The following is a 23,339-nucleotide window of genomic DNA, read 5'->3' on the forward strand; positions in this document are numbered from 1 at the left end:
GATGGGCCGCTTCCTGATCCGCCGGCTACTCCAGGCGGTGCTCGTCCTCGTGGTGATCAGCGCGATCACGTTCTTCCTGTTCTGGGCCACCCCGGCGAACCCCGCGTTGCTGATCTGCGGAAAGAACTGCAACACCGAGACCGTCCAGCAGGTCAACGCGACGTACGGATTCGACGATCCCCTGATCGTGCAGTACGGCCACTACATGCAGGGCCTGATCAGCCCGGCCGGCCGGACGATCGGTTCGGAGGGCAACGAGCGCAACTGCCCGTGGCCATGCTTCGGGGAGTCGTACCAGAACGGCATCCCGGTCTGGGACTCGATCACCGACGCGTTCCCGGCAACCTTGTGGCTGGCTACCGGGGCCGCGATCCTCTGGCTGGTCGCCGGCGTACTGCTCGGCCTGGTCGCGGCGCTCCGCAAGGGCAAGTTCATCGACAAGTTCAGCGTCGGGCTCGCGTTGTTCGGCGTCTCCTTCCCGACGATCGTGTTCGGATACGTGCTGTTGTACCTCTTCATCGTCAAACTGAACTGGATCCCGTTCCCCGACACGGCGAACTCCGCCTTGTTCACCGTCGGCCCGGTGAAATGGCTGCAGTTCTACATCCTGCCGTGGATCACCCTGGCGCTGGTCTTCGCGGCGCTGTACACCCGGCTCACCAGGGCGAACATGATCGACACGATGAACGAGGACTACATCCGCACCGCTCGGGCCAAGGGACTCGACGAGCGGACAGTGGTGTTCAAGCACGGGCTGCGGTCCGCGCTGACGCCGATCGTCACCATCTTCGGCCTGGACGTCGGCGGCCTGCTGGGCGGCGCGGTGATCACCGAGCAGATCTTCAGCATCACCGGCCTGGGCAAGTTCTCGATCGACTCGGTGCTCAGCAACGACCTGCCCGCGATCATGGGCGTCGTGCTGTTCGCCGCCATCTTCGTGGTCGTGACGAACATCATCGTCGACATCCTGTACGCCGTCATCGACCCGCGCGTGCGGCTGTCCTGATCAGGTGAGGTGACATGGTGACCGAATCCGAGACAGCAACCGCACAAAGGACTCCAGGCGCCGGCCGGTCGTTCCTGGAGGTCAAGGACCTGCAGGTGCACTTCCCGACCGACGACGGCCTGGTCAAGGCGGTCAACGGCCTGAGCCTCAGTCTCGAGCGAGGCCAGACGCTCGGCATCGTCGGCGAGTCCGGTTCCGGCAAGAGTGTGTCCAGCCTGGCCATCATGGGCCTGCACAAGGGCAGCCGGGCGCAGGTGACCGGCGAGATCTGGCTGGACGGCGCCGAGCTGGTCGCGATGTCGGTGGCCGAGATCCGGCGGCTGCGCGGCCGGAAGGTCGCGATGATCTTCCAGGACCCGCTGTCGGCGATGCACCCGTTCTACCGGATCGGCGACCAGCTGACCGAGGCCTACCTGGTGCACAACGACGCCCCGAAGTCGGTGGCCCGCAAGCGTGCGGTGGAACTGCTCGACCGGGTCGGCATTCCGTCGCCTGACAAACGGTTCTACGACTACTCGCACCAGTTCTCCGGCGGAATGCGGCAGCGCGCGATGATCGCGATGGCGTTGATGTGCGATCCATCGCTGCTGATCGCCGACGAGCCGACCACAGCCCTCGACGTCACCGTCCAGGCCCAGATCCTCGACCTGATGAAGGATCTGCAGAAGGAGTTCAACTCCGCGATCATCCTGATCACTCACGACCTGGGCGTGGTCGCCCAGATGACCGAGAACGTGCTGGTGATGTACGGCGGACGGGTCGTTGAGGCGGGCAACGTCCGGGACATCTTCTACCGGCCCGAGATGCCCTACACCTGGGGCCTGCTCGGCTCGATCCCGCGCGTCAACCGCACCGGTTCGGCGCGGCTCAAGTCGATCCGCGGTACTCCGCCGTCGCTGATCAACCTGCCCAAGGGATGCCCGTTCCAGCCCCGCTGCGACCACCAGAAGCACGTCGAGGGACTGTCGTGTACCGCCGAGTTGCCGGAGCTGCTGCAGATCGGCGAAGCGGGGCACATGGTCCGTTGCCACATCGAGTCCGGACAGCGCAAGCGGCTGTTCGCCGACCAGGTCAAGCCGAACTTGTGAGGGCCCGAGGAGCGCCTGTGAGTACGACATCCGCAGAGCAGACGAGCCTCACCAATTCCTCGCGAGGAGAACTGCTACTCGAGGCGAGTGGGCTGCAACGCTATTTCCCGGTCACCCGCGGCATCATCTTCCAGCAGCAGACCGGGGCGGTGAAGGCGGTCGACGGGATCGATCTGGCCATCCACGCAGGGGAAACGCTCGGAGTGGTCGGCGAGTCCGGTTGCGGGAAGACCACCACGGGGCGGCTCGTGACCAGGCTGGACGAACCGACGGGCGGCACACTCACGTTCCTGGGCGAGGACATCACGCATCTGAGCCGGGCCCGGATGCGCCCGCACCGGCGGGACATCCAGATGATCTTCCAGGACCCGTTCTCGTCGCTGAACCCGCGGCAGACCGTCGGGGCGATCATCGCGGCGCCGTTCGACATCCAGAGGGTGAAAGCCGAAGGCGGCACGAAGAAGGCCGTACAGACGCTGATGGAGCGGGTCGGGCTGAACCCCGAGCACTACAACCGCTACCCGCACGAGTTCTCCGGTGGTCAGCGGCAGCGCATCGGCGTGGCGCGAGCCCTTGCGCTGCGGCCGCGGCTGATCGTCTGCGACGAGCCGGTCTCGGCGCTGGACGTCTCTATCCAGGCCCAGATCGTCAATCTGCTCGAGGATCTGCAGGAGGAGTTCGGCCTGGCTTACCTGTTCATCGCGCACGACCTGTCGGTGATCCGGCACATCTCCGACCGGGTCGCGGTGATGTACCTCGGCAAGGTGGTCGAGACGGCCGGCCGAGACGAGCTCTACAACCACGCCCGGCACCCGTACACCCATGCGTTGCTGTCGGCGGTCCCGGAGGCGGACCCGGACGCAACCGTGCAGCGGGACCGGATCCGGCTGACCGGGGATGTGCCGAGTCCGCTGAACCCACCATCTGGCTGCCGGTTCCGTACCCGGTGCTGGAAGGCGCAGGACATCTGCGCCGATCAGGAGCCGCCACTGCTGCAGATCGGCGCCCCTGACCACCTTGCGGCATGCCACTTCCCGGAGGAACGGGATGTGATCTGACAACTGAAGACAGCATGCTTCATGCCGCCGCGACCCGGCGGCGCATGTCACCACAGAAAGGAACACTGGCCATGGATCACGTCAAACGAACCGGGATGGCGATCGCCGCAGGGTTCGGTCTGGCCGTGTCGGCGGTTGCCTGCGGGGGCGACGACGAAGGTACGCCGAGCGCGCAGAACACGGCCGGTGCGAAGGGAGGCACCGTCACCGTCTACCACGTCAGCGATGTGGAGCATCTCGACCCGGCGCGCAACTTCGTTACCGACTCCGGCATGATCGGCAAACTGATCACCCGGACCCTCACGGACTACCGGTACGACGCCAAGGCGAAGAAGCTCGTGCTGGAGAAGGACCTCGCCGACAGCTACGAGTCCAGCCCGGACTTCAAAACCTGGACCTTCAAGCTGAAGGACGGCATCAAGTACGAGGACGGCACGCCGATCGTCGCCGCCGACATCAAGTACAACGCCGAGCGTTCGTTCGCCGCCGATATGGCCGAGGGTGCGCCGTACGCGCATGAATACCTCGACTGCCCGGGCTACAAAGGCCCGTACGTGTCGAACAACAACGCCGGCAAGGGTTGCACCGCGATCGAGGTGCCGGACGAGAAGACGATCGTCTTCAAGCTCAACCGGCCGGTCGCCTCGTTCGACGGTACCGCGAGCATGAAGGTCTTCTCGCCGGTCCCGAAGGCCAAGGACACCAGGACCAAGTACGACAACCACCCGGTGGCCTCTGGTCCGTACAAGATCGAGTCCTACACGCGGAAGAAGCAGCTGGTGCTGGTCCGCAACGACCAGTGGGTCCAGGCGACGGACCCGTTGCGCGACGCCCGGCCGGACAAGTTCATCTTCAAGTTCGGTGACGCCGAGGCGACTGTCGACCAGCGGCTGATCGCGAACGGCACCGCGGACCAGAGCTCGCTCAGCTTCGCGGGTGTGCAGCCGGAGAACATCGCCAAGACCAACCAGGCGAATGTCAAGGATCGCGTGGTCCAGGGCACCGACATCTGCCGCCGCTACATCGCGTTCAACCAGCAGAAGCCGTTGCTGAAGAACCAGAAGCTGCGCGAGGCGCTGTACTACGGCCTGGACCGGACGAGCTACCGCGACGGCCGTGGTGGCGAGCGGCTCGCCGCCGTGGTCGACTCGATCATTCCGCAGGACATGGAGGGCTACAAGCCGGAGGAGAACTTCAAGGCTCCGGCCGAAGGCGACCAGGCGAAGGCCAAGCAGTTGCTCACCGAGGCCGGCTACAAGGGCGAGAAGCTCGTCCTGTCCACGGCAGACTCCGGTCTGGCGGTCAAGGCGGCCGAGGCCGCCCAGGCGTCCTGGAAGGCGATCGGGGTCAACGTCGAGATCCAGAAGATCCCGGGTGACAACTACTACTCGACGCAGCAGCAGGACTCCGCCGCGGCCGACCTGATCACCGCCGGGTGGTGCTACGACTGGGCGAGCCTGACGACGATCGTGCCGTCCGTGTTCGGACCGGACTCCACCGCTCCGAACAAGTCGGCGCAGAACAACTACGGGCGTAGCCAAGCCGGTTGGGACAAGATGGCCGAACTGACGAAGGAGACCGACAAGCAGAAACTGGAGACCGGCTTGTCCGACCTGTACACCGAGATCATGAAGTCGGCCCCGCTGGTGCCGACGGTCCAGGACCTCAACGTGTACGTCGTGGGCTCCAACCTCGACAACGTCGTGACCGACCCGAACACCGGCGGCTTCCCCGACCTGACCCAGATCGGAGTGAAGAAGGCCGGCTGACGACCGCACAACCGGGAGGGCGGCGGCCGGTGCCGTCGCTCTCCCGTCAGCGGCAGGTCGGGCAACGGACGTGAAGGGAGGCGCTGTGCTGGCTGGTGCAGCACCCGGTCGTCGCGGCTACGACTCGTCCGGGCGCAGGGACCAGGCCCGGATCAGGCGCGCCGCGGCACTTGATGCGTGTCTGACGTTGTTCCTGGAACGCGGCTTCGCGGCAACCACCATGCATGCTGTGGCAGAGCGAGCGGGCGTGTCAGCGGAAATGCTGTACAAGTCGATCGGCCCCAAGGCCGCACTCGCGAAGGCAGTGTGGGACGTCACGCTGGCGGGCGACGACGAGCCGCTGGCGATCGCCGACCGTCCCGTGCTGCGCGACATCTTCGCCACCCCGGGAGCTGAGGCGAAACTGGCTGCCTACGCGAGCTTCGTGTGCGCGGTGAACGAGCGGCTCGCACCCTTGGCGGCGGTCCTGCTGGCAGGCGGATCGGACGCTGCGCAGGTTGTCGCCGAGACCGATGCGGAACGTCTGACCGGGCTGCGTTCCTTCGTGGCTCATTTCGCCACCGAGGGACTGCTGGCCGCGGATGCCAACCCGACGACAGTGGCCGATGCGTGGTGGGCGTTGACCGGTCCGGATCTGTTCGCTCGTCTCACCAGGGACCGCGGATGGCCCGCCCAGCAATACCAGAACTGGCTCGCGACGATGCTGGAAATATCCGCGACGACAAGCTGACACGCAGCTTGTCCTGACACGCCGTGGTTTCTTGCACGTGTGGTGAGTGGGGCGGAGGATCGCCGGTACGGTCGACTTTCTGGACCGCGCGACACCGCCCAGCGCCGGCAAGGAGTGACGTGAGATTCTCGTTCTTGTCTAGACCCCGTGCTGTCCCCGCTCTGACCATCGGTGCGCTTGTGGCCGCAGCTCTGGTCCCACTGACAGTGGGACAGGCTGCCGCCGGCACACCAACGACCGCCACCGAAGACTCCGAGAGCGTCAACCTCGCTCTCCTGCCAGGTGCGGTCGCCTCCGCCAAGTCCCAACGCATGACCGCGCCCGCGGCGACGTACGCGCCCGCGAACGCGACCGACGTGTTCGTGCACAACGGATGGACCTCGAACTACGCGTCGGTCGGCAACGGCTACGACCCGACCCAGGACTGGTTCCAGGTCAAGCTGGCCACGCCTGCCCCGGTGTACGAGGTGTTCACGCGGTGGACGTCACCGTCGAAGCCGACTGAGTACGACGTCCAGGTGTCCACGGAACCCGACTGCCAGACCTGGTCGACCGTCACCCATGTGGTGAATCCGGCCGACAAGGACTCCCAGGTGATCGATCAACAGAACCCGGTCTCGTGCGTCCGGATGCAGGCCCTGTCGACCACGTCCACGACCGGGTACACGATCAACGAGTTCGAGATCTGGTCCGGCCCCAAGCCGCCGCCGGTCGTCGGGCAGATCATTCCCGTGCCGGTGAAGCAGACACCCGGCACGGGTCAGCCGTGGGAGCTCACGGACAAGTCCCGGATCGTCGTCTCCAGCAGCGCCCTCGCCGCCACGGCTGAGGTGCTCGCCGGTTACCTTCGGCCGGCCACCGGGTTCGTCCTTCCCGTGGTGACAGGTTCCGCGACGGCCTCTGACATCGCGCTAAGCATCGCACCTGTGCCCGGCATCCCAGCGGACAAGGCCGCCGAGGGCTACTCCCTCACGATCTCGAGTGCGGGCGCGAAGATCGTCGCCCCGCAAGTCCATGGCCTGTTCAACGGCTTCGTGAGCCTGCGGAAGCTGTTGCCAGCGGCAATCAACTCCCCCACCACCGGTGCGGGACCGTGGACAGCACAACCCATCACGGTCCTGGACTACCCGCGCTACGCGCATCGAGGTCTTCAGCTCGACCCCGCCCGCAACTTCATGACCGTGGCCGAGATCCGGTCCATTATCGACCAGTTGGCAGCGTTGAAGGGCGACCGCCTGCACCTGCATCTGAGCGACTCCCAGTCCTGGCGCCTGGAGATCAAGGGCTACCCGGCTCTGGATGGCACCGGCTGCAATGGATCGGGCTGCATCGCGGGCTTCTACACGCAAGAGGACTTCAAGGGCCTGGTCAAGTACGCGGCCGACCGGTTCATCGAGATCGTCCCGGAGCTGGAGGGCCCGGCCCACGCCACGGCGGCGGTCAGGTCCCTGGGCGGCGTCGCGGTCATGGGTTGCCAGGGCCAGACCCAGACCGACCGGTTCTGCACCAACCCGAACGACCCGGCCAGTGAGCGGGCGCTCGCCTTCTGGCGAGACGCGATCGCGCAGCTCGCCGCGATCTCTCCCGGACCGATCATCCACATCGGCGGCGACGAGGCCATCGGGATGCCCCACGAGGACTACAAGTGGTGGATCGGGCAGATGGAGACCATCGTCGACGGCACCGGCAAGCGCATGATGGGCTGGAACCCCGCACTCGAGGGCTACGCGCCGGGCTCGACCTCCATCAACCACTACTGGTCCGACTACACCGGCGGCGGTCCCCCGCTCATCAAGCCCGAGTGGTTCAACCAGGGCCGCGACGTCATCACCACCCCGGAATGGAATGCCTATCTCGACTTCGGGTACGACGGGTCTCCCGGCCGCACGCCGCGGACCGAACTCGACAAGGCCTACTCGTGGGACCCGGAATGGGTCTACGAGAAGTACCGGTCCGTCTGGGCGCAACCGGCGTACGGCGGCCCGAAGGCGGAGGACATCATCGGCATCGAGGCGCCGATCTGGGGCGAGCAGATGCGAGGGCTGGCCACGAACGAGTACATGGTCTTCCCACGGCTGGCCGGAATCCTGGAGAAGGCCTGGTCTCCCAAGGTGCTCACGCAGGACTACGACGCGTATCGCCAACGGCTCAGCGTCGCCGGACCTCGGTGGGCCTTCGCCAACGTGAACTTCGGCTCCATCGCGCAGGTCACCTGGAGCCCGGAGGCGATGGGCACGGTCACCCGCTTCGGCGTGGACAGGACCGTGAACAACGCACCTCTGGGACGTCTGGCCGCCGGCTCGCTTCCGCCGGGTGAGTTCACCGCGACGATCGATTGGGGCGACGGATCCCCGGCCGAGGCCGCCGGTATCGCAGCGCGCGATTACGCGGCGAGCCAACGTCAGGGCAGAAGCCTGATGACCGTCAGCGGGAGCCACACCTACCCGGCGGACGGGGCGTATCACGGGACCGTCACCTACAGCCGTCAGGGCCAGACCTGGGTCGTGCCGTTCGTCGCGACTGGCGTCCCGTCCTGTACGACGATGCTCACCGGGACGCACCAAGGCCCGTTGACTGTGTCCTCGGGCGTCGCGTGCTTCGACGGCGCGACTGTCTCGGGACCGGTGACCGTGGCCGCGGGTGCCGGACTCTATGCATCCGGGTCTGAAATCCGCGGCCCGGTGACGGCGTCCGGGGCAGGGAACGTTCTGCTGTGCGGTACGACCGTGTCCGGGCCGGTGACCGTGACCGGTGGAACCCGGGTCTGGCTCGGCAACCGGAACGGCGAGTGCGCGCCAATGACGGTCACAGGTCCGGTGAAGGTCAGCGGTTCGGTAGGTCAGGTGACCGTCGACGGTGCGACCGTGGCGGGCCCGCTCGTCCTGCAGAACAACACCGGCTCGACGATTGTCTCCGGCAACCACATCAGCGGGCCGCTGTCCTGCACAGGCAACTCCCCCGCGCCGACCAACGCCGGCGAACCCAACTCCGCGTCCGGCCCGAAGTCGGGCCAGTGCACCGGCCTCTGACAGCCGGTCAGTGAACACGGCGGCCCTGCGCACTCGCGACCTGCGCAGGGCCGCCATCGGCTTGCCGCTGTAGAGCAAGGGCGGCCCTGTAGAGCAAGGGCTCGGTGGTCAGGAGACGCCGCCGCCGAGTTTGTCGCGGATTTGGTTCCAGCGCTTGTTGTAGATCGGGCCGAAGCGTCTCTGGGCTCGTTCGAGCTTTCGGTCGGTGTAGCGGTGGAGGGCCCAGACGGAGGTGGGCTTGGCCAGTCTGACGGCTCCGACGAAGGCGACGACCGGCACAACGATGCCGATCAGGCCGGTGGGGAGCTTGCCTTTGAGGAAGCAGACGACCGCCATCAGGAGGTGGAACGCGATCGTGCCGAAGTAGGTCCACCTCGAGAGGGCACTTCCGGCGCGTTCGGGCTCGGCTCCGATCGGGCTGGTCTGCATCAGGAGCACGACACCGAGCGCTCCGCCCAGCACGATCGCGTCGATGGACTTGCGTCCCTCCGGCCCCCAGTAGACGTCGTCCAGATGCAGCCACAGCGCGAACTCGTCCAGCGTCAGGGCCGCCCCGGCCCCGAAGATCACCGCGAGCACCTCTGCCCACGGCGTACCCGGGGTGTAGCGGAAGTACAGGAGGCCGGCGAGCATCACCATCAGAATGCCCCAGACCTGATGGTGGATGTGGATGCCACCGATGTACATGTCGGACACACCGCCTTGATCCTGGGCGGAAGCCTGCTTGGCACGGATGCGTCGGGTGACCGCCCGTGTGACGGTGAAAGTGACGAAGAAGGCCAGGAGCATCCAGGCTGCCTGCGCCCGACCGGTGTCGACGAGATCCCGATACCAACCCATGCAGATCACCCGTCAGACATCGAGCGAATCGGTTGAGATGAGTACGACGCCCAGCACCGCGGCGATCATCAGCGTCGCGCAGGCCACGACCTCGGCCCGGTTGAAGACCCGCAGGCCCTGTTCGCGACGGGCCACGAGATACAACAAGGTCCCCGGTGCGTACACGATGGCGGACAGCAGGAGGTACTTCGGGCCGGCGGCGTACAGCATGTAGATCGAGAAGATGACCGCGACGGCCGCGATCACCCGCTGTCTGCGCCGCTCGCGTTCGTCGACCGGCGCGTAGGTCTGCCTGGTGATCGTCAGCTTGAGCGCGTACGCCGCCGCCAGCAGATAGGGGATCAACGTCAGCGCAGTGTCGAGCTTGAGCATGAAGTCCAGCGCGTCGTCGACGAACAGGACCAGGATCAGGACCAACTGGACAGCGGCGGTGGTGCTGAGCAGGGCGGCGATCGGGGTCGCATGCGCGTTGTCACGGGTCAGGAACCTCGGCATCACGTCGCCGCGCGCCGGCATGTAGAGAATCTCCGCGTTGATCAGCGTCCACGCCAGATAGGCGCCCTGGACCGAGATGATCACGCCGATGCTGACGAACGTCGCCCCCCACGATCCGACGACGGACTCGAGCACGCTGCCCATCGACGGCTGCTCGGCCTTCGCCAGGTCGGCTTGCGGCAGTACGCCGTACGAGACCAAGGTCACCGATGCGAACACCGCCAGCACGCTCACGAATCCGAGGATCGTCGCCCGCCCGACGTCCTGACGCCGCCGGGCGAAGCGGGAGTACACGCTCGCGCCTTCGATCCCGAGGAACACGAAGGTGGTGACCAGCATCGTCTCGGTGACCTGGTCGAACACCGAGCCGACCGAGCGCTCGTCGCCGCCCCAGAAGTTGTCCGCGAACGTCCGCGCCTCGAAGGCCACCGCCACGATCACGATGAAAGTCAGGATCGGTACCAGCTTGGCGATGGTGACGATGCGGTTGACGACGGCCGCCTGACGCACGCCGCGCGCGATCAGGATGTGGAACAACCACACGAGCGCCGACGCCAGTACGACGGCCAGGAGCGTGTTGCCCTGACCGAGGTGTGGGAAGAAGGTGCCGAGGGTGGTCATCGTGAAGACCATGAAGAAGACGTTGCCCGCCACATTGCTCGCCCAGTAACCGAAAGCCGAGTTGAACCCCGCGTAGTTCCCGAACCCGGCCTTGGCATAGACGTACACACCGCTGTCCAGGTCCGGCCGTCGGATGGCCAGTGACTGGAAGACGAGGCCCAGCATGAGCATGCCGGTGCCGGCGACGATCCACGCGATGACGGCGCCGAGGACGCCGGTGGCCTCGCCGAACTCCTTGGGCAGCGTGAAGACTCCCCCACCGACCATCGAACCGACGACCATGCCGGTCAGGGTGAGAACCGAGACCTTCTGGACGGTGCTTGCCCGGCGCGTGATCACAACGCCTCACTCCCTAGGAGCTGGGCCGGACCAACGGGAACAGGATGGTGTCGCGGATCGAGAGGCCGGTCAGGTTCATGACCAGCCGGTCGATACCCATCCCCATCCCGCCGGTCGGCGGCATGCCGTACTCCAGGGCCTCGAGGAAGTCCTCGTCGACCTGCATGGCTTCCGGATCACCCGCGGCCGCCAGTTGCGACTGGGCGACCAGCCGCGCGCGCTGGTCCACGGGGTCGATCAGCTCGGAGTACGCCGTACCCTGCTCCGCCGCGAAGATCACCAGGTCCCACTTCTCCGCGAGCCGTGGGTCCTTCCGGTGCGGCCGGGTCAGTGGCGCGTTGTCCTTCGGGAAGTCGGTGTAGAAGACCGGCGTCGTCGTGGTGCGCTCGCAAAGTACTTCGTAGATCTCCTCGAGCAGCACGCCCCAGGAAGCGTCGGCGTCGGGCTCCAGCCCGACTTTCGCCGCATGTCCGAGCAGCTTCTCGACCGGTGTGTCCGCGGTGACTTCCTCGCCGAGTGCCTCCGAGACCGCCTCGCAGATGCTCTTGACCGGCCAGGTCCCGGACAGGTCGTACTCGACCGTCTTCCCGTCGGCATCGGTACGGCGTGCGAGTGGCGAGCCGTACACCGCGGTCGCGGCCTCCTGGATGATGTCCTGGGTCAGCAGCCGCATCGTGTTGTAGTCGCCGTACGTCTCGTAGACCTCCAGCGACGTGAACTCCGGATTGTGCTTGAAATCCACGCCCTCGTTCCGGAACTGTCTGCCGACCTCGAACACCTTCTCCATGCCGCCGACCAGCAGTCGCTTCAGGTGCAGCTCGGTCGCGATCCGCAGATACAGATCGAGGTCGTAGGCGTTGATATGGGTCTCGAACGGACGCGCGTTCGCGCCGCCGTGGACCAGTTGCAGCACAGGCGTCTCGACCTCGACGAATCCCCGCGCCTGCAGGGAGTCGCGCACACTCCGTACGACGGTCGCCCGCTTGTACGCCACGTCCCGAGCGGCCGGCCGCACGATCAGGTCGACGTACCGCGCCCGGATCCGCGCCTCCGGATCGACCAGTCCCTTGACCTTGTCCGGCAGCGGGCGGAGCGCCTTGCTCGTCAGCTGCAGCGACTCGGCGCGGACCGAAAGCTCCCCCCGCCGGGTGGTGATCACCTCGCCGGTGACGCCCACCTGGTCGCCCAGGTCGATGTCATGACGCCAGAAGTCGTACTGGTCCTGGCCGACGGCGGCCTGGTCGACCATGAGTTGCAGGTCACCGCTGCCGTCGCGCAGCTTCGCGAAGCCCAGTCGTCCGAGGTCGCGTTTGAGGATGACCCGCCCGGCCACCGCTACTTGGCGACCCGTTGACGTTCCCGGCGGAAGGGTGCCGGCGTCGGCCCTGACCTGAGCCATCGTGTGCGTGCGCGGGTACGTCACCGGGTAGGGATCGATGCCCTGTGCCCGGATCCGGTCCAGCTTCTCCCGGCGTACCCGGACCTGTTCGGGCAGGCCCTCGATCGACAGCGCCTCGGCCAGCGGATCCGGCGGCTCGGGAATCAGAGCAGTAACCGCGGCAGCGTGGGCGGTACCGGCGGTGTCGAGAGCGGTCTCAGGGTTCTTGCGCCGGAGCATCGTGAGGCTGGGACGAGTAAGGAACCCCTCCGCACTGCCCGCGGCCGTCCCTACCCGCGGAAGATCCGAGGTGTACTCGAAGCACATGAACCGGGGCTGCCAGACCGGGAGGTACTTCGCGTTCGAGCGGTACAGCGACTCCAGCTGCCAGTTGCGGCTCGCGATCAGGAGCGCCTGACGCCACAACCGCGCGACCGGTCCGGCTCCGATCTCCGCGCCCCGCTCGAACGCCTCGCGGAACATCGCGAAGTTGAGCGAGACCCGGCCGACGCCGAAGACGGCCGCCTCTTCGGCGAGCGCTGAGACCATCAGCTCCACCAGGCCGTTGTCGGCGGTCGGGTCGCGACGCATCAGGTCGAGCGAGAGCCCGGTTCGGCCCCACGGAACGAAGCTGAGGAATCCGCGCAGGGTGCCCTCCGCGTCGTACGCACGCACCAGGACGCAGTCGCCGTCGAGCGGATCCTCCAGCCGGCCGAGCGCCATCGAGAACCCCCGTTCGTCCCCACCGTCACCCCGCCACGACCCGGCCGCCACGCTGAGGGCCGCGAACTCGTCGGCAGTCAGACTCGCGTGGCGAACGACGTTCGTGGTGTAGCCGCGACGCTGCAGGCGGGACACCGACTGCCGGACGGCCTTCATGCCGGGTCCGTTCAGCGAGAACGTCCGCATATCGACGATTGCCTCGTCGCCGATCTCGTACGCCGTCAGCCCGGCCTCCGCGAATGCGGCCGCACCCTCCTCTCCCGCACCCATCACCGCCAGCGACAGCCCGTTCGACCGGGCATGCTCGCGCCATCGCTCGATGGCCGCCGCCCAGTGGACCGGATCGCCGACCGGGTTTCCGCTGGCGAGGCTGACCGATCCGATCGCGCGGTAGGACACCCCCGACCGGGCATCGGCCGGATCGCCGGAGTCCCAGACGATCGACTTGTCCCGGCGGGTCGCGAAGTACCCGAGGGAGTCGGTGTCGCCGAAATCCCGCAGCAGCGTCCGGATCCTGGCTTCGTCGGCGACGTCCAGGGTCCGGGTCTCCTTCGGCGCCCGGAACAACAGTTGCGCCGACACCAGTACGACGGACGCCCCCGCGAGTCCGATCAGTCCGCGCACCCACAGCGGTGCCGTCACCGCCTGGTCGGGGGCCAGCTCGCCGAGGTCGGTGAGCATCTCGTCCAAGACGTACTGCGCGGCGGTCGCGAAGTCACCGGCGTCCCCGAACCGGCGCACCAGCCAGGCACCGCCGAGCAGGACCGCCGCGCCGCCGACCAGGAACGAGACGATCGCTTGCCACAGGCTGCCCGGCACCCGTCTGGCCGCGAACTGGGGCCGGGCACGCCACGCGATGACGAGAACTCCGGCGATCAGCACGAGGCCGATGAGCTGGACCCACGACCCGCCGTCGAGCAGGGAGGCGATCCTGGCCAACTCCGGCAGGAACAGCCACCACAGCACCAGGAGCCACCACGCGGCGCGCAACCGGCGTCGTAGTGCCACGCCCATGGCCACCAGAAGTGCGGCATAAACAAGGCTCGGCACGACCGGGATCGTGAGCATGGAAACGATATCCTGCTCGCGCGCGAAGTAATCCCGCCACGGCGGCACCACCGCGACAACCGTCACCAGCGCGGCGAATGCGAACATGGCCGCCGCGAAATGGTCGGGCCAGCGATCGTCGAGCGGTTTCAGAACGCCGACCGAGCGAATCCGGGCACCTGATTCCACCGGAAACGCAGCAGTATCCACCGTTGTGTTCATCCGGACCCACCCTGTAAAACCAACTCTCCCCAGCTCACGACAGTACAGGAGACCGTTGGTGAGGTACACGCCCGGAACGACCGCCTACTGTACGTACGGACACGGTCGGTGACCGCCGTACGGCGTAGCCTCGGCCTATGATCGCCGGTCTGCTGGGAGCTTTCGGGGCCGCCGTCTGCTACGGCGTGGGCTCGATACTGCAGGCTGTCGCCGCCCGCCGTACGCAATCCGTGGAGGGTCTCGATCCACGGTTGCTCATTCGATTGTTTGGCTCATGGCGATACCTCCTGGGAATCGGGTTCGACGGCTTTGCATTCCTGCTGTCCATTGCCGCGTTGAGGTCACTGCCGCTGTTCGTTGTGCAGTCGATCGTGGCGAGCTTCCTGGCGGTCACCGCGGTTCTCGGCGCGATCTTTCTGCACATGCCGCTGCGCCGGTCCGACTGGATCGCCCTGCTGCTCGTCATCGCCGGACTGGTCCTGGTCGGTCTGTCCGCGGCGGAGGACCGTTCGGTCACGGTCAGCGAGGCGGAACGCTGGGGCGTGCTGGTGGCAGCCGTCGCGCTCGGAGTGCTGGCAGTGCCGCTGGGCCGGATCGACGGCGCCCGTGGCGCCGCCGCCCTCGGCGCACTCGCCGGCCTTGCGTACGGCGCGGTCGCGGTGGCAGCCCGGGTGCTGCCCGGCTCGGTCCGTCTCGACACACTCTTGAGCGATCTCGGCACGTTGCTGACCGATCCGTCGATCTATGCGCTGATCCTCGCCGGCGGGGTCGCGCTCCTCGCCTACTCGACCGCCCTGCAACGCGGCAGCGTGACGCAGGCGACGGCACCGCTGGTGATCGGTGAGACGGTCGCACCCGCGCTGGTCGGCGTACTCATGCTGGGCGACCGGCCCCGGCCCGGCTGGGGATACGTCGCGGCCCTGGGTTTCGTCCTCGCGGTGGTCGGCGCCCTGCGCCTGTCCCGGCACGGCGACCTCACCCAGCCCGACCTCCAACGCACGACGTAGCCGTTGTGCCGGTGGTGATCTAACGTCCGGAGGGATGGCGTACGACGACCGGGAGCAGCGATGACCAGTGCGACGATCGATCTGCAGCGGTTCCAGATGTATATCGGCGGAGAGTTCGTGGACGCCCTGTCGGGAGCGACCTTCGCCTCGAACAATCCCTACACCGGCAAGGACTGGGCGATCGTTCCGGATGGGACGGTCGAGGATGTCAACCGGGCCGTTCAAGCCGCGAGGGACGCGCTCGAGGGTCCGTGGGGCGGGATGACCGGTTTCAAGAGGGCGCGGCTGCTTCAACGGCTCGGGGACGTCATCGCGGCCAACGCGGAGCGACTGGCCCGGCTCGAGGTGGCCGACTCCGGCAAGCTCTACCGCGAGATGATCGGGCAGATGCAGTACCTGCCCGAGTGGTACTACTACTTCTCCGGGCTCGCCGACAAGATCGAGGGACGCACCATCCCCTCGGACCGGGACAACTACTTCGTCTACACCCGACGAGAGCCGGCCGGCGTCGTAGCAGCCATCACGCCGTGGAACTCACCATTGCTGCTGATGACCTTCAAGCTCGCCACCGCACTCGCGGCCGGGTGCACCTTCGTCGTGAAGCCGTCCGAACACTCCCCCGCCTCGACCCTGGCCTTCGCCGAACTCGTTCACGAAGCCGGATTCCCGCCCGGCGTGTTCAACGTCGTCTGCGGGCTGGACCGGTCGGTCGGCGCCTCGCTGGCCGGGCACCCCGGCGTCAACAAGGTCGCCTTCACCGGGTCGACCGCGACCGGAGCCGCCGTGGCCCAGGCCGCCGGGGCGAATCTCAACCGCGTGACGCTCGAGCTCGGCGGGAAGTCAGCTCAGGTGGTGTTCCCCGACGCGGACCTCCCGGCGGTGGCCAACGGCGTCATCGCCGGTGTCTTCGCCGCGACCGGCCAGACCTGCATGGCCGGATCACGCCTGATCGTGCACGAGAGTGTGCACGACGAACTGGTCGGTCTCATCGTCGAGCGTGCCGACCGGATCCGGCTCGGGGACCCCAACGACGAGGACACCGAGATGGGACCGGCAGCGAACACACCGCAGTACGAGAAGGTGCTCGGCTACTTGGAGACAGCGCGGAAGGAAGGGGCCGTGGTCGCCTGTGGTGGCGGTCCCGACGAGGACCACGGCGGGCTCTTCGTCCGGCCGACCGTACTCACGGGTGTGACGAAGGAGCACACCGTCGTACGCGAGGAGATCTTCGGGCCGGTGCTGTCCGTGTACACGTTCCGCGACGAGGACGAGGCGCTCGGCCTCGCCAACGACACGCCGTACGGGCTGGCCGGTGCCGTGTGGACGAAGGACGTGCACCGAGCACATCGGGTCGCTGCGCGGCTACGGGCCGGAAACGTCTGGATCAACGCCTACCGAGTTGTCGCGCCCAACGTCCCGTTCGGCGGCTTCGGTGCGAGCGGAATGGGCCGTGAGAACGGGATCGACGCGGTCCACGAGTACACCGAGGTGAAGTCCGTCTGGGTCGAACTCACCGGCGCCACCCGAGACCCGTTCAAACTCGGCTGATCAAGAATCTGCTCGTGCCCGCGCCGGATTCGCGCGTAGTCTCGGCAGGGACCTGATTCGTGCTCAGGGGGAGCAGAAGATGAGCCAGCCATCGACCCAGTCCGACTACCCCGACCACATCGATGCCGCCGTACTGAAGATCGCCGGCGTCGTCGTGTTGGGCGCTGTCATGTCGATCCTCGACATCACAGTGGTCAACGTCGCCCTGCCGACCTTCCAGATCGAGTTCGGCACGCCGGAGAACCCAGTCACCTACGCGCATGTCGCCTGGACGGTCACGGCGTACACGCTCGCGCTCGCGACCGTGATTCCACTGACCGGCTGGGCGGCCGACCGGTTCGGCACCAAGCGGCTCTACATGATGGCGATCTTCCTCTTCACCGCCGGATCCGCCCTGTGTGCCACCGCGACGAGCATCAACATGCTCATCGGCTTCCGGGTCCTGCAGGGACTGGGTGGCGGCATGCTGATGCCGCTGGGCATGACGATCATGACCAGGGCCGCGGGGCCACACCGGATGGGGCGGCTGATGGCCATCCTCGGCGTGCCGATGCTGCTCGGCCCGATCCTGGGCCCGATCCTGGGCGGCTGGCTCATCCAGGTGGCGAGCTGGCACTGGATCTTCCTCATCAACGTGCCGCTCGGCGTGATCGCGCTGGTCTACGCCTGGTACGCGCTGGCCAAGGACACCCCGCACCGGTCGGAGTCGCTGGACGTCCTCGGAGTGGTACTGATGTCCCCCGGTCTCGCCCTGTTCCTCTTCGGAGTGTCCTCCCTGCCCGCCGAGGGCGGTGACTTCGGTGCGCCACGGGTGTGGGTCTCGATGCTGGTCGGAGTGCTGTTGATGGGGGCGTTCGTCTGGCACTCCTTCCGGCCGGAGCACCCCTTGCTCGACCTGCGGCTGTTCCGCAACCGCAACCTCACCGTCTCGATCATCACGATGTTCCTGTTCGCCGCGGCGTTCTTCGGCGGGCTCCTCCTGGTGCCGACCTACTTCCAGGAGATCCGCGGCGAGTCCACCCTGCAGGCAGGTCTCCTGGTGGCGCCGCAGGGACTCGGCGCCATGGTGACCATGCCGATCGCCGGGAGACTCGTGGACAAGGTGCCGGTGGGCCGGATCGTGCCCGTCGGGCTGGTGCTGATCGTCATCGGCATGTTCGGCCTGACCCAGCTCACGGCCACGACGCCGTACCCCCTGATCATCTGCATGCTGGTCGTGATGGGCTTCGGGATGGGCGCCACGATGATGCCGTTGTTCACCTCGGCGCTGAAGACGCTCGCCGGCCCGCAGGTCGCGCGGGGGTCCACCCTGCTCAACATCACCCAGCAGATCGCCTCGTCCTGCGGCGTCGCGACGATGTCGGTCATCCTCACCAACCAGCTCAACGACTCGCCGATCATCCCCGGGACGGAGAACGTCCCCGGGCTGGACGGGGGCCTGCGCGAGACCCAGGCCGCGATCCTGGCCAACACCCACCCGATCAGCCTCGCGCCGCTCCATATCGACCCCGCCGCGATCGTGCGCGGGCTGGTCGACGCCGCCGAGGCGTTCGCACACACCTTCTGGGTCGCCTGGGTGCTGGTGGCACTCACTCTGATCCCGGCCCTCATGCTCCCCCGCAAACGCGAGGAGTCACACCTCCTCGACGACGTGCCACCCGCGGTGGTCGACTGACCTCGGCGCGGGCCGCTGGTCGTCGGACGTTCGTCCGGATGTCATCCGCGTATCGGCCGTTTGCTACGTAGCAGGCGGACTGTGGCGAAGCGCCGAATGATCGGCGCCCCCGTCATGCGGAAATGAGGATCCATGAACGACTCCTCCGACGTGCCCACCGGCATCAGCCGGCGTCGGCTGCTCGGCACCGGCGCGGCCGCCGGCCTGGCCGCGACCTCGCTCGCGTTGCCGCCGAACGTACGTACGGCGCTCGCGGCCCCGCCGCCGAAGCACGGTGGACTGCAGGACATCAAGCACGTCGTCATGCTCATGCAGGAGAACCGCAGCTTCGACCACTACTACGGGACGCTGTCCGGTGTGCGCGGCTTCAGCGACCCGCACGTCCGGCGGCTGCCCAACGGCCGGAACGTCTTCTACCAGCCGGACCCATCCAACCCGGACGGCTACCTGCTGCCCTACCGGCTGAACACCAAGATCACCGCCGCCCAGGCGATCCCGTCGATGAGCCACGAGTGGACCGTGCAGCACGAGGCGCTGAACGGCGGCAAGAACGACAACTGGGTGCCCGCGCACATGGCGTCCGACGGCGCCATCGACGGCCAGTACACCATGGGGTACTTCACCCGCGAGGACATCCCGTTCCAGTTCGCCCTCGCCGAGGCGTTCACCATCCTCGACGGGTACCACTGCTCCGTCCTCGGGCCGACCGCCCCGAACCGGCACATGTGGATGTCGGGCACGCTCGACCCGAACGGCCTGGCCGGCGGACCATCCCTGACCACTGGTGGCCCGGCGAACCAGTTCAGCTGGACGACGTACCCCGAGCGGCTGCAGAAGGCCGGCGTCAGCTGGAAGGTCTACCGCCAGCCCGGCGGCCAGACCGGCGCGGCGTCGATCACCAAGTGGAAGCAGTTCGGCAGCGCCAAGCCGGGTGACCCGCTCTACGACAACGGCATGGTCACCCAGCCGATGGGCCAGTTCGAGTACGACGCGATGAACGACCAGCTCCCCACCGTGAGCTGGATCCTCCCGCCGTCGGGCTTCGACGAGCACCCGGCCGCCCTTCCCGCGGCCGGCGCGACGTTCGTGGCCGGCAAGATCGACGCCATCGCCGCCAACCCCGAGGTCTGGGCCAAGACGGTCTTCATCCTCTCCTACGACGAGAACGACGGCATGTTCGACCACGTCGTACCGCCGACCCCCAAGCCCGGTACGCCGGACGAGTTCGTCTTCAAGACCTCCAACACCGGCGTGGACGGCGGCGGCCTGCCGGTCGGACTGGGCTTCCGGGTCCCGTGCATCATCGTCTCGCCGTGGACGACCGGCGGCTACGTCTTCTCCGAGACCTCCGACCACACCTCACAGCTGCGCTTGCTGGAGCGAATCACCGGTGTGAAGGAGACCAACATCAGCGACTGGCGCCGTGAGACCGTCGGCGACCTGACCGGAGCATTCCGCTTCGGCGACTCGAAGCACGCGCCCACGCTTCCCGACACCACGGGCCAGTACAGCCTTGCGCAGTACCAGGCCTCCCAGCTGCCACTGCCGACCATCCCCGGCAGCCAGCAGGCGGTCCCCCGCCAGGAGCCGGGACACCGCCCGCACGCCGGCTGACCTCACTGCAGTCATCCGTACGGACGCCGTCGCTCGAGCCTGACGCATCAGGCTGGGGCGACGGTGCGGGTGACGACCCAGCGATGGGGTGAGATCGGCCGGGTCAGGGTGAAGCCGTGGTTCTCGAAGGCAGCCATCGGCCCGGTGTGCAAGAACGACCCCGAGACTTTGCGGTCGTCGGTTTCCTCCGGATAGCCCTCGACCGTGCCTCCGCCCAGCCGGGCGATCTCAGCGAGCGCCCCTCCAAGCGCCGCGTTCGCGACACCCCGGCGCCGGCCGCCCTTACCGGTGAAGAAGCAGGTCACGCGCCAGTCCGGCAAAGCAGTCAAACCCTTCTCATACAGCCGCCGACTCTTGATCTCCGGCAACTCTTCGGCCGACCCGAACTGACACCACCCCAAACACTGATCCCCGTCGAACACCAAGGCTGCATGCGTACTGCCCTCACGAACCCGCTGCTCCTTCTCAGCCCGGTTCTGCGCGGCGGTCCGGTCCTTCCCCAGCTTGACGTGGAACCCCATACACCAGCACCCACCCCAAACCCCGTTGTTGGCCTCCACCAACCGAGCGAACGCAGGCCACGTCTCCGGATTGAGGGGCCGCACATCGAGCGTCACCTTCGCATACCTCCATCACGCGCGGATCTGAAACCACACCCGGCAACAGCCTATTGGCGTCGGAACAGGTCGCGCGTGAAGCTGGACGTTTGGACGAAGAGGGGCGGCGCCGGGGTGCGGATCACCTCAGCGATGTCCGGGGCTTCGCTCTGCGGGGAAGCCGCTGTCTTGCGTGCCGTCGTCTTCTTGGCCGCGGTGGCCTTCTTGGCCGCGGCTCCCTTCTTGGCAGGGGCGCGCTTGCGGGTCGGTGGCTTGGCGTCCGAGTCAGCGAAGCCGCGACCGTAGGTGAAGTAGCGGGTCTGCAGCGGCTCGAGGTTCAGCGCCTCGACGCTGGCCTGCCACCATTTGGCCGTTTGCCAGAAGGCCTCCGGCGAACTGGCAGCGCTGTCCAGCCCGGGACACAAGTCGTACCCGGCGGCGCCGATGAGCGATTCGATCACCGCCGCGGACGGGATCCCGTGACCGTTCAGGATCGGATTGCCGGCCGCCCCGGCACCCCAGACGAACCCGAGCCACTCCAGGATCAGGCTGGGTACGTCGACCACGACGCGCTGTTCGGCGAACTGGCCGAGGATCGACTTCTGGTTCTCCACATCGCCCAGCCACTTGTCGGGCTCAACGGGCACTCTGATCAGGGCGATGTTCGGGAACTGCTCGGGATCGCCGTACCGGTCGAGCGTCGCGCCCTGCACGCCGTTGTACATCGACGGCATCTGGAACCCTTCTTGTGGATCCAGTGACGTCTCCAGCAGCCGGCTGTCGCCGATCCTGGTCTGAACCGTGGAGATCAGCGCGGCGTGTGACCAGTGACTCGGGGTCATGTCGTGCCGCAGGTGCGATTGGGCGACTCGCAGCCGGAAGTCATAGATGCTGGTGCCACCCAGTAGCAGCAGCCAGGTTGCCTTCGGCCCCTTCTTCGGATCGTGGCCCAGGGCATCCAGTTGACGGCGTACCCAGTCGAGGTTGTCCTCGTCCGCGGCGCGGGCCGCCCACTGGAACTGCTCGACCGGGTCGAGGGCTGCGGAGCCGCGAACAGTAAGCATGAGGTCTCCCTGGCACTAGATGCGGCGCAGCTTGAAGCGCGGCGCGTTGATCGGGTTCATGGATCGGCCTGGTTCGTTGATCATCCAGTACTGGGTGTCCACGTCCACGCCGGTCTGGGTCCGGCCGAACTTCAGCAGTGCGACGTGATCCCCCATCTTGCCGGGGTCCCTGACCGGCCACTGCATGGCGGTGTCCAACAGGTCCGCCGTACCTTCCACGTGGAAGTACCGGTCCGGCTTCTTGGCCTCGGACCGGGAGCTCATGGCGACCAGGGACGTCGGAGACGAGATCACCTCGTACAGCTTGCTCCACGGCCGATCCTGGTTGCCGGTCCAATGCGTTGCGGAAATGACGCGGCCGTAGTGGACGTCGCCGGTCAGCGCCAGCGGTTGGCGACCTTGGCTGGACAGTTTCATCAGACCCCGCATGATGTGGGGATAGTCCGTCAGATTCGCCAGATTCAGATCCATGTACTTCTCGAACAGGCCCTTCGCCGGCTGGAACAGCGATGGTCCGGTGATCAGAACCGGCAGCAGGTCCCGGCTCGCGATCACCTCGTCGATCCAGGCATCGAATCGCAGGAGATCGTCAGCAAGGGTGCTGCTTCCCGGGGCGCCGCGCTTGCTGACCGTCCGGAACGTCCGATTGTCGAGCAGGAAGAATGACAGCGGCGGCACGTCGATGCGGTACGTGTACCTGCCGGTCTCCGCCAGCTGGTACGCGTCGAACATCTCGTGGGCAGCCCGCTCCCAGTTGTTGCGGCTGGCATCGAACATCGTCGCCGGCCAGCCGATGCTCGGCTGCGGATAGTTGTTCCAGTACTCGTGGTCGTCGGGGATCGACGCGACCGGAGCCGCGTTCAGGATCTGTGCGAATCCCGTGCCCTGCCAGTTCTTCCGGTACTTGACCTCGAAGGCCTTGGCGAGTGCCGCCTCGGTGTACAAGGTCTGCGCCTTGAGGTACGGGTTGTCCAGGTACACCTGGTCCCCCATGGCAATCACCAGGTCCGGTCGCGTGGCGTCGTCACGGCTCAGGGACTCCACCAGGGCGCCGGCCTTGCCGGCGGAGTCGCCGGGCTCGTAGAAGCACGACACCGCCAGGACGTTGAACGTCTCGCCGAGTCCCGTCGGCAGCTCATCAGGAAGTACGCGCGTCGTCAGCGGCGGGCTCTCCTCGCGACGACCGGGCCAGACTGCGGTCACCTGAACGGTGTCCGGGAGCGGGTGATCGCCGACCGAGGCAGGCAGCTCGAACACTCCGGTCTGCGTGACCACATCCGGCATCGGAACCTTGGTCAAAGCCCTGATCTCGCGGACGTCACCGGCTGGAACCGGATTTCCGTTCAGCCTCCACTCGAGACTGTCCGGCGCCTCGGCATCGAAAACGCCGACCCACAGTCGATGGCCCCCACGAGTCGCCGGCGCGAGTGCATGCAGCTCCACAGTGCCGTACACGAGCCCCCCTCGCGTCTGTAATCCCCGGCTCAGCA

Annotated in this window: 16 protein-coding genes; 10 read left to right on the forward strand and 6 right to left on the reverse strand. The window is 67.0% G+C overall.

The genetic code is table 11. From position 1 onward, the window contains the following. Position 1: 1 nt before the first annotated feature. The 6 genes from AB0E63_RS03815 to AB0E63_RS03840 all read left to right on the forward strand — a co-directional run bounded on the left by AB0E63_RS03815 (position 2) and on the right by AB0E63_RS03840 (position 8,680). On the forward strand, positions 2-1,006 hold the full coding sequence (locus AB0E63_RS03815; RefSeq protein ID WP_360360869.1) for an ABC transporter permease: 1,005 nt from the start codon (positions 2-4) through the stop codon (positions 1,004-1,006). 14 nt (positions 1,007-1,020) lie between these two features. After that, positions 1,021-2,094, forward strand: a complete 1,074-nt coding sequence (locus AB0E63_RS03820; protein ID WP_360360871.1) for an ABC transporter ATP-binding protein — start codon at positions 1,021-1,023, stop codon at positions 2,092-2,094. 17 nt (positions 2,095-2,111) lie between these two features. Continuing rightward, positions 2,112-3,152 (forward strand): dipeptide ABC transporter ATP-binding protein, encoded by a 1,041-nt coding sequence (locus tag AB0E63_RS03825; RefSeq protein WP_360360874.1) that lies wholly within the window; start codon positions 2,112-2,114, stop codon positions 3,150-3,152. Positions 3,153-3,223: 71 nt separating this feature from the next. Beyond that, positions 3,224-4,921, forward strand: a complete 1,698-nt coding sequence (locus tag AB0E63_RS03830) for an ABC transporter substrate-binding protein (protein WP_360360877.1) — start codon at positions 3,224-3,226, stop codon at positions 4,919-4,921. Positions 4,922-5,006: 85 nt separating this feature from the next. Beyond that, positions 5,007-5,651 carry a TetR/AcrR family transcriptional regulator gene (locus AB0E63_RS03835; protein WP_360360880.1) on the forward strand — a complete coding sequence of 215 codons (645 nt, stop codon included), beginning with the start codon at positions 5,007-5,009 and terminating at the stop codon, positions 5,649-5,651. A 179-nt stretch (positions 5,652-5,830) separates the two neighbouring features. Next, entirely contained in the window at positions 5,831-8,680 is a 2,850-nt protein-coding gene (locus tag AB0E63_RS03840) for a family 20 glycosylhydrolase (protein WP_360360883.1), read from the forward strand. Positions 8,681-8,788: 108 nt separating this feature from the next. Here the strand turns inward: AB0E63_RS03840 and AB0E63_RS03845 are convergent, their stop codons facing one another. From AB0E63_RS03845 to lysX, 3 genes are read right to left on the reverse strand one after another with little or no spacing between them, the layout of a single operon-like run. Continuing rightward, entirely contained in the window at positions 8,789-9,520 is a 732-nt protein-coding gene (locus AB0E63_RS03845; RefSeq protein WP_360360885.1) for a hypothetical protein, read from the reverse strand. Between the two features lie 12 nt (positions 9,521-9,532). Then, entirely contained in the window at positions 9,533-10,975 is a 1,443-nt protein-coding gene (locus tag AB0E63_RS03850) for a basic amino acid/polyamine antiporter (protein WP_360360889.1), read from the reverse strand. 13 nt (positions 10,976-10,988) lie between these two features. Continuing rightward, positions 10,989-14,345, reverse strand: a complete 3,357-nt coding sequence (gene lysX / locus AB0E63_RS03855) for a bifunctional lysylphosphatidylglycerol synthetase/lysine--tRNA ligase LysX (RefSeq protein ID WP_360360892.1) — start codon at positions 14,343-14,345, stop codon at positions 10,989-10,991. Between the two features lie 137 nt (positions 14,346-14,482). Here lysX and AB0E63_RS03860 point away from each other — a divergent pair, with 137 nt between their 5' ends. The 4 genes from AB0E63_RS03860 (at position 14,483) to AB0E63_RS03875 (ending at position 20,189) form a co-directional block, all read left to right on the forward strand. Then, the gene (locus AB0E63_RS03860) at positions 14,483-15,352 is read left to right on the forward strand and encodes a hypothetical protein (protein WP_360360895.1); all 870 of its coding nucleotides are present in this window, start codon (positions 14,483-14,485) and stop codon (positions 15,350-15,352) included. A 60-nt stretch (positions 15,353-15,412) separates the two neighbouring features. Then, entirely contained in the window at positions 15,413-16,900 is a 1,488-nt protein-coding gene (locus AB0E63_RS03865) for an aldehyde dehydrogenase (RefSeq protein WP_360360898.1), read from the forward strand. A gap of 79 nt (positions 16,901-16,979) precedes the next feature. Next, complete coding sequence (locus tag AB0E63_RS03870; RefSeq protein ID WP_360360901.1) at positions 16,980-18,575, forward strand: DHA2 family efflux MFS transporter permease subunit; 1,596 nt, start codon at positions 16,980-16,982, stop codon at positions 18,573-18,575. Positions 18,576-18,707: 132 nt separating this feature from the next. Further along, positions 18,708-20,189: an alkaline phosphatase family protein gene (locus tag AB0E63_RS03875; protein ID WP_360360904.1), complete on the forward strand. Its 1,482-nt coding sequence runs from the start codon at positions 18,708-18,710 to the stop codon at positions 20,187-20,189. A 47-nt stretch (positions 20,190-20,236) separates the two neighbouring features. Here the strand turns inward: AB0E63_RS03875 and AB0E63_RS03880 are convergent, their stop codons facing one another. The 3 genes from AB0E63_RS03880 to AB0E63_RS03890 all read right to left on the reverse strand — a co-directional run bounded on the left by AB0E63_RS03880 (position 20,237) and on the right by AB0E63_RS03890 (position 23,304). Then, positions 20,237-20,710, reverse strand: coding sequence for a GNAT family N-acetyltransferase (locus AB0E63_RS03880; protein ID WP_360360907.1), 474 nt, complete (start codon positions 20,708-20,710; stop codon positions 20,237-20,239). A 146-nt stretch (positions 20,711-20,856) separates the two neighbouring features. Further along, complete coding sequence (locus tag AB0E63_RS03885; protein ID WP_360360909.1) at positions 20,857-21,849, reverse strand: hypothetical protein; 993 nt, start codon at positions 21,847-21,849, stop codon at positions 20,857-20,859. Positions 21,850-21,864: 15 nt separating this feature from the next. Next, entirely contained in the window at positions 21,865-23,304 is a 1,440-nt protein-coding gene (locus AB0E63_RS03890; RefSeq protein WP_360360912.1) for an alkaline phosphatase D family protein, read from the reverse strand. Positions 23,305-23,339 lie beyond the last annotated feature (35 nt).

The sequence above is a fragment of the Kribbella sp. NPDC026596 genome, assembly GCF_040638415.1.
Taxonomy (GTDB): domain Bacteria; phylum Actinomycetota; class Actinomycetes; order Propionibacteriales; family Kribbellaceae; genus Kribbella.